At 63.1% G+C, this 13,921-nt stretch carries 17 protein-coding genes; 16 read left to right on the forward strand and 1 reads right to left on the reverse strand.

Annotation, left to right across the window (positions count from 1 at the left end; all coding sequences use genetic code 11):
* Positions 1-68 precede the first annotated feature (68 nt).
* On the reverse strand, positions 69-677 hold the full coding sequence (locus tag Q0X85_RS19490) for an OmpW family outer membrane protein (protein ID WP_297774775.1): 609 nt from the start codon (positions 675-677) through the stop codon (positions 69-71).
* Positions 678-826: 149 nt separating this feature from the next.
* Here Q0X85_RS19490 and Q0X85_RS19495 point away from each other — a divergent pair, with 149 nt between their 5' ends.
* The 16 genes from Q0X85_RS19495 to Q0X85_RS19570 all read left to right on the forward strand — a co-directional run bounded on the left by Q0X85_RS19495 (position 827) and on the right by Q0X85_RS19570 (position 13,920).
* Positions 827-2,431, forward strand: a complete 1,605-nt coding sequence (locus Q0X85_RS19495) for a carboxyl transferase domain-containing protein (protein ID WP_297774776.1) — start codon at positions 827-829, stop codon at positions 2,429-2,431.
* Between the two features lie 72 nt (positions 2,432-2,503).
* The gene (locus Q0X85_RS19500) at positions 2,504-3,022 is read left to right on the forward strand and encodes a thermonuclease family protein (RefSeq protein WP_297774777.1); all 519 of its coding nucleotides are present in this window, start codon (positions 2,504-2,506) and stop codon (positions 3,020-3,022) included.
* Between the two features lie 42 nt (positions 3,023-3,064).
* A complete protein-coding gene (locus Q0X85_RS19505; protein WP_297774778.1) occupies positions 3,065-5,002 on the forward strand; it encodes an acetyl/propionyl/methylcrotonyl-CoA carboxylase subunit alpha in 1,938 nt (645 codons plus the stop codon).
* A complete protein-coding gene (locus Q0X85_RS19510; protein WP_297774779.1) occupies positions 4,999-5,655 on the forward strand; it encodes a glutathione S-transferase family protein in 657 nt (218 codons plus the stop codon). The genes Q0X85_RS19505 and Q0X85_RS19510 overlap by 4 nt, the downstream gene beginning before the upstream one ends.
* Before the next feature lie 2 nt (positions 5,656-5,657).
* Positions 5,658-6,524: a hydroxymethylglutaryl-CoA lyase gene (locus tag Q0X85_RS19515; RefSeq protein WP_297774780.1), complete on the forward strand. Its 867-nt coding sequence runs from the start codon at positions 5,658-5,660 to the stop codon at positions 6,522-6,524.
* A gap of 53 nt (positions 6,525-6,577) precedes the next feature.
* The gene (locus Q0X85_RS19520; protein WP_297774781.1) at positions 6,578-7,360 is read left to right on the forward strand and encodes a crotonase/enoyl-CoA hydratase family protein; all 783 of its coding nucleotides are present in this window, start codon (positions 6,578-6,580) and stop codon (positions 7,358-7,360) included.
* Between the two features lie 220 nt (positions 7,361-7,580).
* Positions 7,581-7,946, forward strand: coding sequence for an NADH-quinone oxidoreductase subunit A (locus Q0X85_RS19525; RefSeq protein WP_297774782.1), 366 nt, complete (start codon positions 7,581-7,583; stop codon positions 7,944-7,946).
* 134 nt (positions 7,947-8,080) lie between these two features.
* A complete protein-coding gene (locus tag Q0X85_RS19530) occupies positions 8,081-8,563 on the forward strand; it encodes an NADH-quinone oxidoreductase subunit B (RefSeq protein WP_297774822.1) in 483 nt (160 codons plus the stop codon).
* A complete protein-coding gene (locus Q0X85_RS19535; RefSeq protein WP_297774783.1) occupies positions 8,560-9,165 on the forward strand; it encodes an NADH-quinone oxidoreductase subunit C in 606 nt (201 codons plus the stop codon). Before Q0X85_RS19530 ends, Q0X85_RS19535 begins: the two co-directional genes overlap by 4 nt.
* A complete protein-coding gene (locus tag Q0X85_RS19540; protein ID WP_297774784.1) occupies positions 9,162-9,368 on the forward strand; it encodes a hypothetical protein in 207 nt (68 codons plus the stop codon). Before Q0X85_RS19535 ends, Q0X85_RS19540 begins: the two co-directional genes overlap by 4 nt.
* Positions 9,368-10,585: an NADH-quinone oxidoreductase subunit D gene (locus Q0X85_RS19545; RefSeq protein ID WP_297774785.1), complete on the forward strand. Its 1,218-nt coding sequence runs from the start codon at positions 9,368-9,370 to the stop codon at positions 10,583-10,585. Before Q0X85_RS19540 ends, Q0X85_RS19545 begins: the two co-directional genes overlap by 1 nt.
* Positions 10,585-11,379: a hypothetical protein gene (locus Q0X85_RS19550; protein WP_297774786.1), complete on the forward strand. Its 795-nt coding sequence runs from the start codon at positions 10,585-10,587 to the stop codon at positions 11,377-11,379. The genes Q0X85_RS19545 and Q0X85_RS19550 overlap by 1 nt, the downstream gene beginning before the upstream one ends.
* A complete protein-coding gene (locus Q0X85_RS19555) occupies positions 11,376-11,657 on the forward strand; it encodes a hypothetical protein (protein WP_297774787.1) in 282 nt (93 codons plus the stop codon). Before Q0X85_RS19550 ends, Q0X85_RS19555 begins: the two co-directional genes overlap by 4 nt.
* A 2-nt stretch (positions 11,658-11,659) precedes the next feature.
* Positions 11,660-12,862: an NADH-quinone oxidoreductase subunit E gene (locus Q0X85_RS19560; protein ID WP_297774788.1), complete on the forward strand. Its 1,203-nt coding sequence runs from the start codon at positions 11,660-11,662 to the stop codon at positions 12,860-12,862.
* A gap of 35 nt (positions 12,863-12,897) precedes the next feature.
* Positions 12,898-13,686 (forward strand): NADH:ubiquinone oxidoreductase, encoded by a 789-nt coding sequence (locus Q0X85_RS19565; RefSeq protein ID WP_297774789.1) that lies wholly within the window; start codon positions 12,898-12,900, stop codon positions 13,684-13,686.
* A 12-nt stretch (positions 13,687-13,698) separates the two neighbouring features.
* Positions 13,699-13,920 carry a DUF5337 domain-containing protein gene (locus tag Q0X85_RS19570; RefSeq protein WP_297774790.1) on the forward strand — a complete coding sequence of 74 codons (222 nt, stop codon included), beginning with the start codon at positions 13,699-13,701 and terminating at the stop codon, positions 13,918-13,920.
* Position 13,921 lies beyond the last annotated feature (1 nt).

Here is a 13,921-nt window from a genome sequence, read left to right on the forward strand (position 1 = left end):
ATGCGGTGCACGCAATGAAAAGGGCCGGTGCGATGCCCGGCCCTTTGATGCGTGACCTCTGGCGAGGTTCAGAACTTCATCACGTAGGCCACGTTGAACACCCAAGGGTCGATATCGACGTTGCCGATATTGACGCCGCCGACCGTGGCTTCGGTTTCGATGTCGATATAGCGCACGTCTGCGCGGAAGGCCGATTTTTCATTGATCGCGAAATCCGCACCGGCATGCAGGGCAAGACCCCACGAGTCGTCAAGCTGGACAGAGACACCGTTGAGCGGCCCCTGGCCCTCTTCGTCGAAGAAGTAGGTATAGTTGATACCCGCGCCGACGAAGGGCGTGATGCTGCTGGAATTGGTGAAGTAATATTGCAGCGACAGGGTGGGCGGCAGGTGCTTGGTCTCGCCCGCGTTCGTGCCGTTGAGGTTGATGTCATGCTTGAAAGGCCACGCGGCCAGCAACTCGATCCCGAGGTTGTCGGCAACGAAGTATTCAAAGGTGACGGTTGGGCTCAGGGCGCCGTCGGCATCGACCTGGCCGGCAGCCGTGTTGCTGCCATCGCCGGGCTCGACCCAGCCAAGGCCGAGGCCAAGCAGCATGTCGCCTTGTTCCTGTGCGAGCGCCGGAGCGGCGGTCGAGGCCATCAAGGCAGCGAGGGTGAGGGCTGTAATCTTTTTCATGGTCTTTCCACTCTTGTTCGTACAGCGGCGGGTATGCGCCTGAATCGCCTGTCCGACCTTGATGTGGGTCAAGTTGTGCGGCCGGCCCCGTGCTGTGGTGATATTGCAACAGGCGGGCCTAGCCCCGCCGTCATGCGAGGATTTGCGTCATGCAACTGAAATCGGCAATTCTGCCCGGCTCCGAGGCGTTCAAGGCCAATGAGGCGGGCCATCTTGAGGCGCTGCGTCTGGTCGAGGAGGCGGCCTTACAGGCGGCGGCGGGCGGCGGTGAGCGCGCCCGCGAGCGACATCTGTCGCGCGGCAAGATGCTGCCGCGCGACCGGGTGGCCGCGCTGCTTGATCCGGGAAGCCCGTTCCTTGAGGTAGGGGCGACGGCGGCGCATGGTCTCTATGACGGGGCGGCACCGGGGGCAGGGGTGATCGCCGGGGTCGGACGGGTGCAGGGGCGTGACTGCATGGTGGTGTGCAACGACGCGACGGTAAAGGGCGGCACCTATTACCCGATGACCGTCAAGAAGCATTTGCGCGCGCAGGAGATCGCCGAGGAATGCCATCTGCCGTGTATTTATCTGGTGGATAGCGGCGGCGCGAACCTGCCCAATCAGGACGAGGTGTTCCCGGATCGCGATCATTTCGGGCGGATCTTCTACAATCAGGCGCGGATGAGCGCCAAGGGTATCGCGCAGATCGCCGTGGTGATGGGCAGCTGCACCGCCGGTGGGGCCTATGTGCCCGCCATGTCGGATGTCACCATCATCGTGCGCGATCAGGGCACGATCTTTCTCGCCGGGCCGCCACTGGTCAAGGCCGCGACCGGCGAGGTGGTCAGCGCCGAGGATTTGGGCGGCGGCGATGTGCACACGCGCCTCTCGGGCGTGGCGGATTATCTGGCCGAGGATGACGCGCACGCGCTGGCGCTGGCCCGGCGGGCGGTGGGCAATCTGGGCGATGGGCTTGCCCCCGTCCGGGGCTGGCAGACACCCGAAGAGCCCGCCTATGATCCGGCGGAATTGCTCGGCGTGGTGCCTGCCGATCTGCGCACGCCCTATGACATCCGCGAGGTGATCGCGCGGCTGGTGGATGGCAGCCGCTTTGACGAGTTCAAGGCGCGGTTCGGCGAGACGCTGGTCTGCGGGTTCGCCCATGTGAAGGGCTGCCCGGTGGGGATTGTGGCCAATAACGGCGTGCTCTTTTCCGAAGCCGCCTCGAAAGGCGCGCATTTCATCGAACTGTGCAGTCAGCGCCGTATCCCGCTGGTGTTCTTGCAGAATATCACCGGCTTCATGGTGGGGCGCAAATACGAGAATGAAGGCATCGCGCGGCACGGCGCCAAGATGGTGACGGCGGTGGCGACGACAAGCGTGCCGAAGATCACCATGCTGGTCGGCGGCTCGTTTGGGGCGGGCAATTACGGCATGGCGGGGCGCGCCTATCAACCGCGATTCCTGTGGACCTGGCCCAATTCACGGATTTCCGTGATGGGCGGCGCGCAGGCGGCGGGGGTTCTGGCCACTGTCAAGCGCGACGCGATGGAGAAACGCGGTGAGACGTGGTCAGCGGAAGAAGAAGAGGCGTTCAAGCGGCCCACGGTGGAGATGTTCGAGCGGCAGGCGCATCCGCTTTATGCCAGCGCCCGGCTGTGGGACGATGGCTGCATCGACCCGCGCAAGAGCCGGGATGTGCTGGCGCTCTCCTTGCGCGCGGCGCTGAATGCGCCGGTGGAGGAGACGCGCTTTGGCGTCTTCCGGATGTGAGGGTTTGGTTTCGTGTCGAGGAAAAAGGTCACTCGCTTTTACAAAGGTGCGCGTCGGCACCCGAAATGGGATTTGGGAACGCCGCCGGACCAACGCAAGCGTGCGGTACGTGACAAGATTGCCGATCCCCGTTTTTACCTTCGCGCCGTTATCGTTGTGTGCGCTATGGCCTTGATCGCGCTACCTTTGACGTCGGATGTGTTCGTCACGAGCAAGACGCAGAACACCGTCACTGGCTGCCGTGTTGTTCATGTGACAGATGGCGACACGGTCCGGCTCTATTGTTCCGGTCGTGGATTTCTTTCCGGGCGCTTGACCGGATTTGACACGCCCGAGCTCTTTAGCCCGAGGTGTTTTACAGAGTTTGCTATGGCGTTGCGGGCAAAGTGGGCCTTGCGGTGGCTCCTCCTGACGACCGAGGACATCACCGTGGTGCGTGAAGGCACTGACAGGTATGACCGCGCATTGATCTTTCTGGCGGCTGATGGCGTGCCCGTGGCACGCACGATGATCGAACGTGGACATGCGCGCGCCTACGATGGCGACCGTCGAAAAGGGTGGTGTGATGCGTTGCAGGGGAACGCGGCGTGACGGGTGTTGATGGAAACCAAGAAGAAGCGAGAGGCGCAAGCGATGTTTGAACGTATCCTGATCGCCAACCGGGGCGAGATCGCGTGTCGCGTGATGCGGAGTGCGCAGGCGATGGGGGTCGAGGTGGTGGCGGTCTATTCCGACGCCGACCGGGGCGCGGCGCATGTGGCGATGGCGGATGTCGCGGTGCATATCGGCGGGTCGGCCCCTGCCGAAAGCTATCTCAAGGGCGAGGCGATCATCACGGCGGCGCTGGAGACGGCGGCCGAGGCGATTCATCCCGGCTATGGGTTTCTGAGCGAGAACCCCGATTTCGTCGAGGCGGTGGAGGCGGCGGGGCTGGTGTTTATTGGGCCGTCGGCCAAGGCCATTCGCGCAATGGGCCTCAAGGATGCCGCCAAGGCGCTGATGGAAGAGGCGGGCGTGCCGGTGGTGCCGGGCTATCACGGCAGCAATCAGGACCCCGAGCATCTGGCAGGCGCGGCCGACACCATCGGCTATCCGGTCCTGATCAAGGCCGTGGCGGGCGGCGGCGGCAAGGGGATGCGGCTGGTGGAGCGGCCACAGGATTTTGCCGATGCGCTGGAGAGTGCGCGCGGCGAGGCGCGCACGGCCTTTGGCAATTCGGACGTGCTGATCGAGAAATTCGTCGAGAAGCCGCGCCATATCGAGGTGCAGGTGTTCGGCGACGGCACCCGCGCGGTGCATCTTTTCGAGCGCGACTGCTCCTTGCAGCGCCGTCATCAGAAGGTGATCGAGGAGGCCCCGGCACCGGGCATGACGCCTGAGATGCGCGCCGCGATGGGGCAGGCTGCGGTACGGGCTGCCGAGGCGATCGGCTATAGCGGGGCGGGCACGGTGGAGTTCATCGTCGATGGCTCGGACGGGCTGCGCCCTGATCGGTTCTGGTTCATGGAGATGAACACGCGGTTGCAGGTCGAGCATCCGGTGACCGAGGCGATTACAGGTGTCGATCTGGTGGAATGGCAGTTGCGCGTGGCCGCTGGAGAGGCGCTGCCCGCGCGTCAGGAGGACCTGAAGATCACCGGCCATGCCTTTGAGGCGCGGCTCTATGCCGAGGATGTGCCCAAGGGGTTCCTGCCTGCGACCGGGCGGCTGTCGCATCTGGCCTTTCCGGCAGGTTGCCGCGCCGATAGCGGGGTGCGGGCGGGCGACGAGATCAGCCCGTTCTATGACCCGATGATCGCCAAGGTGATCACCCATGGCCCGACCCGCGGCGTGGCGCTGCGGCGGCTGGTGCGGGCGCTGGAGGGCACGGAGGTGGCCGGGACGGTCACCAATCTCGGCTTTCTCGGTGCGCTCGCGCGGCATGAGGGGTTTGCGCGCGGCGATGTGGATACCGGGCTGATCGCGCGGGATATCGAGACGCTGGTGGTGGCCCCGTTGGCCGGGCCGGGCGAGGCGGCGCTGGCGGCCTTGGCCGGGTTGGGGCTGTTGGAGGAGGCGTCGGAGGCGGCGGGCTTTGTCCTCTGGCAGCCGTTGGAGCGTAACGTGGTGCTGGTGCAGGACGGGGACGAGGTGACGGTGCGGCTGCGCACGCTGTCGGGCACCGCCCACGATCTGCGGGTGGGCGAGACATGGGTCGCGGCGCGGCGCGTCGACGGGCAGTGGCGGCTGGACGGTCGGCCCGCGCCCGGGGTGGCGGTGGACGGCACGCGGATCACTGTCTTTGCGCGATACGGGCTGGCCTTCGATCTGGTCGACCCGTTGGCGCGGGACAGCGTGGCGGGCGGCGATGCGGCGCTCATCGAGGCGCCGATGCCGGGGCTGGTCAAGGCGGTCTTTGCGCGCGCCGGGCAGGCGGTGACCAAGGGCGACCGGCTGGCCGTGCTGGAGGCGATGAAGATGGAGCACAGCCTACTGGCTGCACGTGACGGCGTGGTGGCCGAGGTGCTGGTCGCGACAGGCGATCAGGTCAGCGCGGGGGCGGCGCTGGTACGGCTGGAGGAGGAGGTATGATTATCCTGCATCATGTCCCGCTGGCGCGCTCGCTGCGGGTGCTGTGGCTGCTGGAGGAGTTGGGGCTCGAGTATGAGCTGCGCTATTACTCGATCCGCGACGGCTCGATGCGCAGTCCTGAGTTCCTCGCGCTGTCGCCCGCGGGCCGCGTGCCGGTGCTGGAGCATCACGGTGCTGTCTGGGTGGAAAGCGCGGCGATCGTGCAGATGCTCTGCGAGAGCTACCCGGATGCGCGGCTGATGCCGGAGCCGGGCCATCCGGAGCGCGCGCGGTTTCTGGAAATGCTGAGCCTGTCGGAGACGGTGGGCTGTCTGCTGGAAAACCTCAACCTCAATCAGGTGTTCCTGCGCCCGCCCGCGCGCCCGTCGCCCACGGTGGTTAAGCTGCTCAATGCCCGGCTGCGCGCGGCGCTGGCGGCGATGGAGGCGCGGCTGGAGGGCGATTATCTATTGCCGTCGGGGTTTTCGGCGGCGGATATCATGTTTGCCTACGGGTTCGAGCTGGCGCGCTATTATGTTGATCTGAACGCCTATCCGCGTCTCATGGCCTATTGGGACCGGCTGCGCGCACGGCCCGGCTACGGACGGGCCAAGGCGCGGGACGGCGCGCAGGATATCTATGCGCAGGCGTTTTATCCTGTGCCGGAGGAATGAGCATGGCAGAGCGCGTTGAAATCTTCGAGGTCGGGCCCCGCGACGGGTTGCAGAACGAGGCGGCGCGGATCGCCACCCGCGACAAGATCGCGTTTGTGAACCTGCTGAGCGAAGCGGGGTTCTCGCGCATCGAGGTGGCGAGTTTCGTCAGCCCCAAGTGGGTCCCGCAGATGGCCGACTCGGGCGAGGTGTTGCGCGGGATCACCCGGGCGAAGGGCGTGCGCTATGCCGCGCTGACGCCGAACATGCGGGGGCTGTCGGATGCGCTCGAGGCCGGGGCCGATGAGGTGGCAATTTTCGGCTCGGCGTCGGAGGGGTTCTCGAAGGCCAATATCAACGCCACGATCGACGAGAGCCTTGCGCGCTTTGCCCCGGTGCTGGAGGCTGCGGGGGCCGAGGGGCTGCGGGTGCGCGGCTATGTATCCTGCGTGGTCGAGTGCCCCTATGACGGGCCGGTGGACCCGGCGGCGGTGGTGCGCGTGGCCGAGGCGCTGTGGCAGATGGGATGTTACGAGATCAGCCTTGGCGACACCATCGGGCAGGGCAGGCCCGAGGCGGTCGATGCGATGCTGGCGGCGGTCTGTGATGCGCTGCCGGCGGAGCGGCTGGCCGGGCATTTCCACGACACGGCCGGGCGCGCGCTTGACAATATCGAGGTGGCGTTGGCGCGTGGCCTGCGGGTGTTTGATGCCGCGGTCGGTGGTCTTGGAGGCTGTCCCTATGCGCCTGGTGCTGCGGGCAATGTGGCGACGGAGAAGGTGCATGAGCGTCTGACGGTGCTTGGATGCGAGACCGGGCTCGACCCCGATATATTGTCCGAGGCGGTGGATATGGCGCGGGCGATGCGGGGTGCGGCGCAAAAATCTTGAAAAGATTTTTGGCAAATTTCTTTTGAAGAAATTTGGTGCGAGAAGGAGAGGGCATGACCGAGACGATCAGCATCGAGAGGGACGCGCGCGGCGTGGCCACACTGTGGCTGGACCGGGCAGAGAAGCACAACGCGATGTCGGCGCAGATGATCGCCGAGTTGCATCAGGCGGCCACGGACCTGGGGGCTGACGATTCCGTTCGGGTCGTGGTGCTGGCGGCACGGGGCAAGACATTCTGCGCCGGGGGCGATCTGGGATGGATGCGCGATCAGTTCGAGGCGGACCCGGAGGTAAGAGGCCGCGAGGCGGCCAAGCTGGCGCATATGCTTCAGGCGCTCAACACCCTGCCGAAGCCGCTTATTGGCCGGGTGCAGGGCAATGCCTTTGGTGGCGGTGTCGGGTTGATGAGCGTCTGTGATGTGGTGATTGGCACGGAGGCCGCGCAATTCGCGCTGACCGAGACACGGCTGGGTCTGATCCCCGCGACCATCGGGCCTTACGTGGCCGCTCGAATGGGCGAGGCACGGGCGCGGCGCGTCTTCATGTCAGGACGGCGGTTTGATGCGACGGAGGCAAAGGAGCTGGGTCTGCTGGCGCAGGCGGTGCCCGAGGGCGAGCTGGATACAGCCATCGAGCAAGAGGTTGTCCCATATATGGACTGCGCCCCTCGTGCGGTCGCGCAGGCAAAGTCGCTCCTGCGTGACCTGGGACCGAAAATAGATGACGAAGTGATCGGGCACACCATCGCGGCGCTCTCGGCATGTTGGGCCGGAGAAGAGGCGCAAGAGGGGATTGCCGCGTTTTTCGACAAGCGGATGCCGCATTGGCGGGCCTGAGTCGGCTTGGGATGCCGGAATGCGGGGATGTGTGGTAAGAATTTCGGTCCAATTTTGATACCATTTAGCATACTATCGCATACTAAATGGCAGATTCCGTCCTCGCTACGCATCAAACCCGTGCGCTCTTGGTTGACCCCACCAAGGGGCGGGTTTAAACCCGGCATAGACATGCAGCCATCTTGATGCGCCCGCGCCCGCGCATGAAAGGAGCCACCTCGTGGAAGAGATGCTGAGGGAATATCTCCCCATCCTTATTTTGCTGGCAATCGCCATCGGGCTGGGCCTCGTCCTGATCCTTGCGGCCGTGGTTCTGGCCGTTCGCAGCCCGGACCCGGAAAAAGTCAGTGCGTATGAATGCGGCTTCAATGCCTTTGACGACGCACGCATGAAGTTCGACGTGCGCTTTTATCTGGTGTCGATCCTCTTCATCATCTTTGACCTTGAGATTGCCATGCTATTTCCATGGGCAGTCGCCTTTCAGGATCTGAGCATGGCGGCATTTTGGTCGATGATGGTGTTTCTGGCCGTCCTGACTGCCGGATTCGCCTATGAATGGCGCAAGGGAGCGATGGAATGGGAGTGAACGATCAAGACGACGCGGTCGTGACCGAAACACAGGGGCAGGGCCAGGGTATGCAGAGCCCGCGCGTGAAATCCTCGCCGTCGAGCCTCGCCCCGGTTGAAGCCTACGAGCCGGGCGAGACGCGTGAGCCCGCGATGCAGGCGCTGAATGCCGAATTGCAGGACAAGGGCTTTCTGGTCACATCCACCGAGGATATCATCAACTGGGCGCGCACCGGCAGCCTGCACTGGATGACCTTTGGTCTGGCCTGCTGCGCGGTCGAGATGATGCACACCGCGATGCCGCGCTATGACGTGGAGCGGTTCGGATTTGCGCCGCGCGCCAGCCCGCGTCAGTCCGATGTGATGATCGTGGCGGGAACACTGACCAACAAGATGGCCCCGGCGCTGCGCAAGGTCTATGACCAGATGCCGGAGCCGCGCTACGTGATCTCGATGGGGTCCTGCGCCAATGGCGGGGGATATTATCACTACAGCTATTCCGTGGTGCGCGGCTGTGACCGGATCATCCCGGTCGACATCTACGTGCCAGGCTGCCCGCCGACCGCCGAGGCGCTGGTCTATGGTATCCTGCAATTGCAGCGCAAAATCCGCCGGACAGGGACGATTGTGAGATGAGCAAGGCACTCAAGGAACTGGGCGCATATATCGAGCTGAAGCGCGGCGATTGCGTGCTGGGCTGGGATGTCACGCATGACGAGCTCAATGTCGATGTGGCGCTGCCGAATATCGCCGGTCTGATTGAATTTCTGAAAACCGATCAGAACTGTGCGTTTTCCACACTCGTCGATATCACCGGCGTCGACTATCCCGAGCGGTCGCGTCGGTTTGACGTGGTGTACCATTTGCTGAGCATGTATCAGAACCACCGCATTCGCTTGCGCGCCGCAGCCCGTGAAGAAGACATGGTGCCGTCGATCACCGGAATATTCCCGGCCGCGAACTGGTTTGAGCGCGAAGTCTTTGATATGTTCGGCATTCTTTTTTCGGGCCATGCGGATCTGCGCCGCATTCTCACGGATTATGGATTTCGCGGGCATCCGCTGCGCAAGGATTTCCCGACCACGGGGTATACCGAGGTGCGATATGACGAGGTGCAAAAGCGTGTCGTCTACGAGCCGATCAGCCTTGTTCAGGAATACCGGCAGTTCGATTTCATGTCGCCGTGGGAAGGGGCTGAATACATCCTTCCCGGTGATGAGAAGGAGGGCACGAAATGATGGGTGGAGGCTATGGCATGGGCGGTGGTGGCGTGATCTTCATGCTGATCTTTGCCGCGTTGGTCATCATCCCGTTCTGGAAGCTCTTACCCAAGTTCGGCATTCCAAATTGGGTGAGCCTCGTGTCGATCATCCCGTTTGGGGCGCTTGTCCTGCTGTGGGTCATTGCGTTCCGCGACAAGCTTGACGGAGGACGTGGATAATGGACGGCTCCAAATTCGAAGACGCGCTCACAGGCGAGCAGAAAATCCGCAATTTCAACCTCAACTTCGGCCCGCAACACCCTGCGGCGCATGGGGTTTTGCGTCTGGTGTTGGAGTTGGACGGCGAGTTGGTCGAGCGTTGCGACCCGCATATCGGCCTGCTGCATCGCGGCACCGAAAAGCTGATGGAGAGCCGCACCTACCTGCAGAACCTGCCCTATTTCGACCGCCTCGATTACGTCGCGCCGATGAACCAGGAACATGCCTGGTGTCTGGCCATCGAAAAGCTGACCGGCGTCGAGGTGCCGCGCCGCGCGAGCCTCATCCGGGTGCTCTATTCCGAAATCGGTCGTATTTTGAACCACCTGCTGAACGTCACCACGCAGGCGATGGATGTCGGCGCGCTCACGCCGCCGCTCTGGGGGTTTGAAGAGCGCGAAAAGCTGATGGTGTTCTACGAGCGGGCCTGTGGCGCGCGGCTCCATGCGGCGTATTTCCGGCCCGGCGGCGTGCATCAGGATCTGCCGCCGGAATTGCTCGACGATATCGAGGAGTGGGCCAAGGACTTTCCACGTGTTCTCGACGATATCGACGGCATGCTGACAGAGAACCGGATCTTCAAGCAGCGCAATGCCGATATCGGTGTGGTCAGCCAGCAAGAGGCGCTTGACTGGGGCTTTAGCGGCGTGATGGTGCGCGGCTCTGGCATGGCGTGGGATCTGCGCCGCGCGCAGCCTTATGAATGCTATGACGAGTTCGACTTCCTCGTGCCGGTGGGCAAGAATGGCGACTGTTATGACCGCTACCTCGTGCGGATGGAGGAGATGCGCCAGAGCCTTCGGATCGTGCATCAGGCCATCGAAAAGCTGCGTGCCCCCGAGGGGCAAGGCGATATCCTCTCACGGGGCAAGGTGACGCCGCCCAAACGGGGCGAGATGAAGCGCTCGATGGAGGCGCTCATTCATCACTTCAAGCTGTATACCGAAGGGTTCCACGTGCCCGAGGGCGAGGTCTATTGCGCGGTTGAGGCCCCCAAGGGCGAATTCGGTGTGTATCTGGTGGCCGATGGCACCAACCGGCCCTACCGTGCCAAGCTGCGCGCGCCGGGCTTTCTGCATTTGCAGGCGATGGACCATATCTCCAAGGGGCACCAACTGGCCGATATCGCGGCGATCATCGGCACGATGGATGTCGTCTTTGGGGAGATCGACCGGTAATGAACGCGGATTGGTCCGGTATTACGCTCTCGCGAGCAGGAGGCTGGCTGGCTGGTGTCCTGTCATCCGTCTTTTTGGCCGGTGCCGCGCAGGCCGAACCCGTTCCGTCAGAGCGGATCGAGACCTTTGTCGGCGTAATGGCCGAGCATGGCTGCCGGATGTCGCCGTTTGAGGCCGACCGCGTGATGCCGGAGGCGGGTTTCGTCGACAAGGCTGAGACCAAGGCGATCACCGAACAGTTGATAACCGAGGAGCGCGCGCGCATTCTTGACGGGCAACTCGTGGTCTTTGGCGGGGCCTGCGGTGGCAGGCTCGATTATTCCGGGCGCGAGCGGTTCTTTGCGGCGATTGCCGACAACAACTGTGTGATGACCATTGAAGAGGCCAAGTTGCTTTTGCCCCGCGTCGGTGTCGAGATGACCGAGGTGCAACTCTTGATGGACAAGATGCTGCGCATGTCTGAAATTCGCCTGTCTTCGGATGAAAAGGCCGTGTTTCTGGAAGAAAGCCTGTGCGAGCGTTTCAAGGGATTGTCCGCGAGCATGATGAACAGCGCGCCCGAGGTCTTGCAAGCATCGCGGACCCCTGCTCAATTGCGTATCGACTTCATTGCCTACATGGCCGGGGCGGGCTGCCGTCTGAGCCGGGCCGAGGCTGATGTTCAACTGCCTGCTGCGGGGTTCACGACCAAGGAACTACGCCCGGTGATCGCGGCGATGCTGTCGCGCGGTGAGGCGCAGATGGATGTCGAGGAGGACAGCCTGTCACTTTCCGAGGAGTTGTGTTCCCAATGATGCGAATGAATGTAGTGGCTATGGCCTCTGTTGGCGTGCTGACCGCCTGCGCCTTGCCGCCAAAGGGGATCAGCGAGCAGGATCTGCTCAACTACGATGCCGCCGTGCAGAGCCTTGGCTGCACTATGGTGACAGAGCCGGACTATATTGCGGCAGGGTTCCAGACGGGCCTTACGCGGCAAGAATTGCTTGATATAACTGCTTATAAACTGTCCGCGGGCGGGGCCGAACGGCTGCCTGCCGGGGGCGTGAAACTGACCACAGGAGCCTGTGCCTGAGAATGCTACGTCGTCTCTATCATGAACAGCCCGAGAGCTTTGCGTTCAGCCCTGCAAATCAGGATTGGGCGGAGGGTCAGATCAGCAAGTATCCCGAGGGCCGGCAGGCAAGCGCGATCATTCCGCTCTTGTGGCGTGCGCAGGAGCAGGAGGGCTGGCTCAGCCGTCCGGCGATCGAGCATGTCGCCGACATGCTCGGCATGGATTATATCCGTGCGCTGGAGGTCGCGACCTTCTACTTCATGTTCCAGCTACAACCTGTTGGTAGTGTGGCGCATTTCCAGATTTGCGGCACGACAAGCTGCATGATCTGCGGGGCCGAGGACCTGATCGGCGTCTGCAAGGACAAGATCGCCGCCAACCCGTATGAGCTGTCGGCGGATGGCAAGTTTTCGTGGGAAGAGGTGGAATGTCTCGGGGCCTGTGCCAATGCGCCGATGGCGCAGATCGGCAAGGATTATTATGAGGATCTGACCGCCGAGCGGTTCGCCGAGATCATCGACGAGCTGGCGGCGGGCGATGTGCCCACACCCGGGCCGCAGAACGGGCGCTATGCGTCGGAGCCGAAGGGCGGTCTGACCAGCCTTGCCGATTTCGAGAGCGGGCGCGCGCAGTATAACGGCAGTGTGCAGCGTGCGGCGGATCTGGGCGATACGATCAAGCGAATTGATGGCACCGAGGTGCCGCTGCTGACACCGTGGCGCGACAAGGGGGCGATGCATCAGCCCGCCGCGCCTTCGGTCAAGATCAATGACGAACCGGTCGAGATACGTCCGAAGGTCGATCCGGCCACGCCGGTGGACAAGACCGGCTCGACCATTCGCGAGGCACAGGCCAAGACCAAGGCCAAGCCCGAGGCGTCTGCGGCCGCGAAGCCGGTTAAGGCGCCCAAGGAGCCCGAGGTCGAGGCCGGCCAGGGCACCAAGCCCGAAACGCTGGACGCCCCGCGCGACGGCAAGTCGGATGATCTCAAACTGATCAAGGGTGTGGGCCCGAAGCTCGAGGCGCTTTTGCACGAGCTTGGCTTTTATCACTTTGATCAAGTGGCAAACTGGACGGAGGAAGAGGTCAGTTGGGTCGATCAGAACCTTGAGGGATTCAAGGGTCGGGTCAGCCGTGACAACTGGGTTGAGCAGGCGAAACTGTTGGCAGACGGCAAAGAGACGGAGTTCTCTGCCCGGGCCAAGAAAGGCGAGGTCTATTGAACGCGCCTGCTTGAAAAACACAGGGGGTAATTGTCATGTCTGATACGTCAAAACTGAGCACCTGCCAGATCGTCTGCTGGGGCCTAGCGGTGCTTAGCGGGATATTGGTCCTATGGTCCGCGGCCGGATCTGTCGGCTTTTTCGCGGCCTTGCTCTTGGGAGCGGCCTTTGCCGTCTTTGTCGGGCTTGTGATAACCCGGCTCGTTTGTACGGGCTACCTAGACGAAGATAGCGGGATCAAGACCAGCGACCTGAAAGAGACGGTGCGCCAGGTCACCGGGATCACGGGGTACAAAGCCCCGTTTGACGAGGACGACGACAAACCGACACCAGCCACGACCGCACCGGCCCATGACACGGCACAACCGTCGGCAACAGCGGCATCGGACAGCGCCACGGAAAGCGTCGCAGTCAAATCCGGCACCGTGCTCGAAGGCGAACAGGAGCTTGCGGAGCGTAAGGGCGAATGGCGTTACGGTGACGAAGACGCCGCGCCGAAGCAAAGTGAGGCCGGTGAGGCCGGTGAGGAAAGTGTCGGCACCCGCCCCGAGGCGCTGAGCGCCCCCAAGGCTGGACAGGCCGACGATTTGAAACAGATCAAGGGTGTGGGCCCGAAGCTGGAAATGCTGTGCAACGAGTTGGGCTTTTACCACTTCGACCAGATCGCCGGCTGGAGCGCCGACGAGGTGGCGTGGGTTGATGCCAATCTCAAAGGGTTCAAAGGCCGGGTGAGCCGCGACAACTGGGTTGAACAGGCCAAGATCCTCGCTGCGGGAGGAGAGACCGAGTTCTCCAAGCGTGTCGAGGGTGGCGACGTATACTGACGAAGATGAATGATGCCGGACAAGGACGCAGAGATAGCACGCAAGGGCCGCTTCACCGCGCTGGTGATCGCGGGCACGGCTGTATTCTGGGTGCTGGCCACGTTTATCGGCGGCGAAATGGGGCTCAGCCAGCGCGTGCGCGCGCTGTTTGACCTGATGGCATTGGCGGGGTTCATCTGGGCCTTCGTCTTGATCTACCAAATCTGGCGTGCGCGCCAGAGCAACCAGGGGTAAC

Origin of the sequence: uncultured Roseovarius sp., from assembly GCF_947259555.1 — a bacterium.
Classification (GTDB): domain Bacteria; phylum Pseudomonadota; class Alphaproteobacteria; order Rhodobacterales; family Rhodobacteraceae; genus Roseovarius.

Excerpts from the sequence above, each read along its gene's own strand:
- Q0X85_RS19550 (WP_297774786.1), top strand. The coding sequence starts at position 10,585 with ATGAACGCGGATTGGTCCGGTATTACGCTCTCGCGAGCAGGAGGCTGG.
- Q0X85_RS19510 (WP_297774779.1), top strand. The coding sequence starts at position 4,999 with ATGATTATCCTGCATCATGTCCCGCTGGCGCGCTCGCTGCGGGTGCTG.
- Q0X85_RS19490 (WP_297774775.1), bottom strand. The coding sequence starts at position 677 with ATGAAAAAGATTACAGCCCTCACCCTCGCTGCCTTGATGGCCTCGACC.
- Q0X85_RS19545 (WP_297774785.1), top strand. The coding sequence starts at position 9,368 with ATGGACGGCTCCAAATTCGAAGACGCGCTCACAGGCGAGCAGAAAATC.
- Q0X85_RS19530 (WP_297774822.1), top strand. The coding sequence starts at position 8,081 with ATGCAGGCGCTGAATGCCGAATTGCAGGACAAGGGCTTTCTGGTCACA.
- Q0X85_RS19555 (WP_297774787.1), top strand. The coding sequence starts at position 11,376 with ATGATGCGAATGAATGTAGTGGCTATGGCCTCTGTTGGCGTGCTGACC.
- Q0X85_RS19520 (WP_297774781.1), top strand. The coding sequence starts at position 6,578 with ATGACCGAGACGATCAGCATCGAGAGGGACGCGCGCGGCGTGGCCACA.
- Q0X85_RS19535 (WP_297774783.1), top strand. The coding sequence starts at position 8,560 with ATGAGCAAGGCACTCAAGGAACTGGGCGCATATATCGAGCTGAAGCGC.
- Q0X85_RS19560 (WP_297774788.1), top strand. The coding sequence starts at position 11,660 with ATGCTACGTCGTCTCTATCATGAACAGCCCGAGAGCTTTGCGTTCAGC.
- Q0X85_RS19515 (WP_297774780.1), top strand. The coding sequence starts at position 5,658 with ATGGCAGAGCGCGTTGAAATCTTCGAGGTCGGGCCCCGCGACGGGTTG.
- Q0X85_RS19495 (WP_297774776.1), top strand. The coding sequence starts at position 827 with ATGCAACTGAAATCGGCAATTCTGCCCGGCTCCGAGGCGTTCAAGGCC.
- Q0X85_RS19505 (WP_297774778.1), top strand. The coding sequence starts at position 3,065 with ATGTTTGAACGTATCCTGATCGCCAACCGGGGCGAGATCGCGTGTCGC.
- Q0X85_RS19570 (WP_297774790.1), top strand. The coding sequence starts at position 13,699 with ATGCCGGACAAGGACGCAGAGATAGCACGCAAGGGCCGCTTCACCGCG.
- Q0X85_RS19540 (WP_297774784.1), top strand. The coding sequence starts at position 9,162 with ATGATGGGTGGAGGCTATGGCATGGGCGGTGGTGGCGTGATCTTCATG.
- Q0X85_RS19565 (WP_297774789.1), top strand. The coding sequence starts at position 12,898 with ATGTCTGATACGTCAAAACTGAGCACCTGCCAGATCGTCTGCTGGGGC.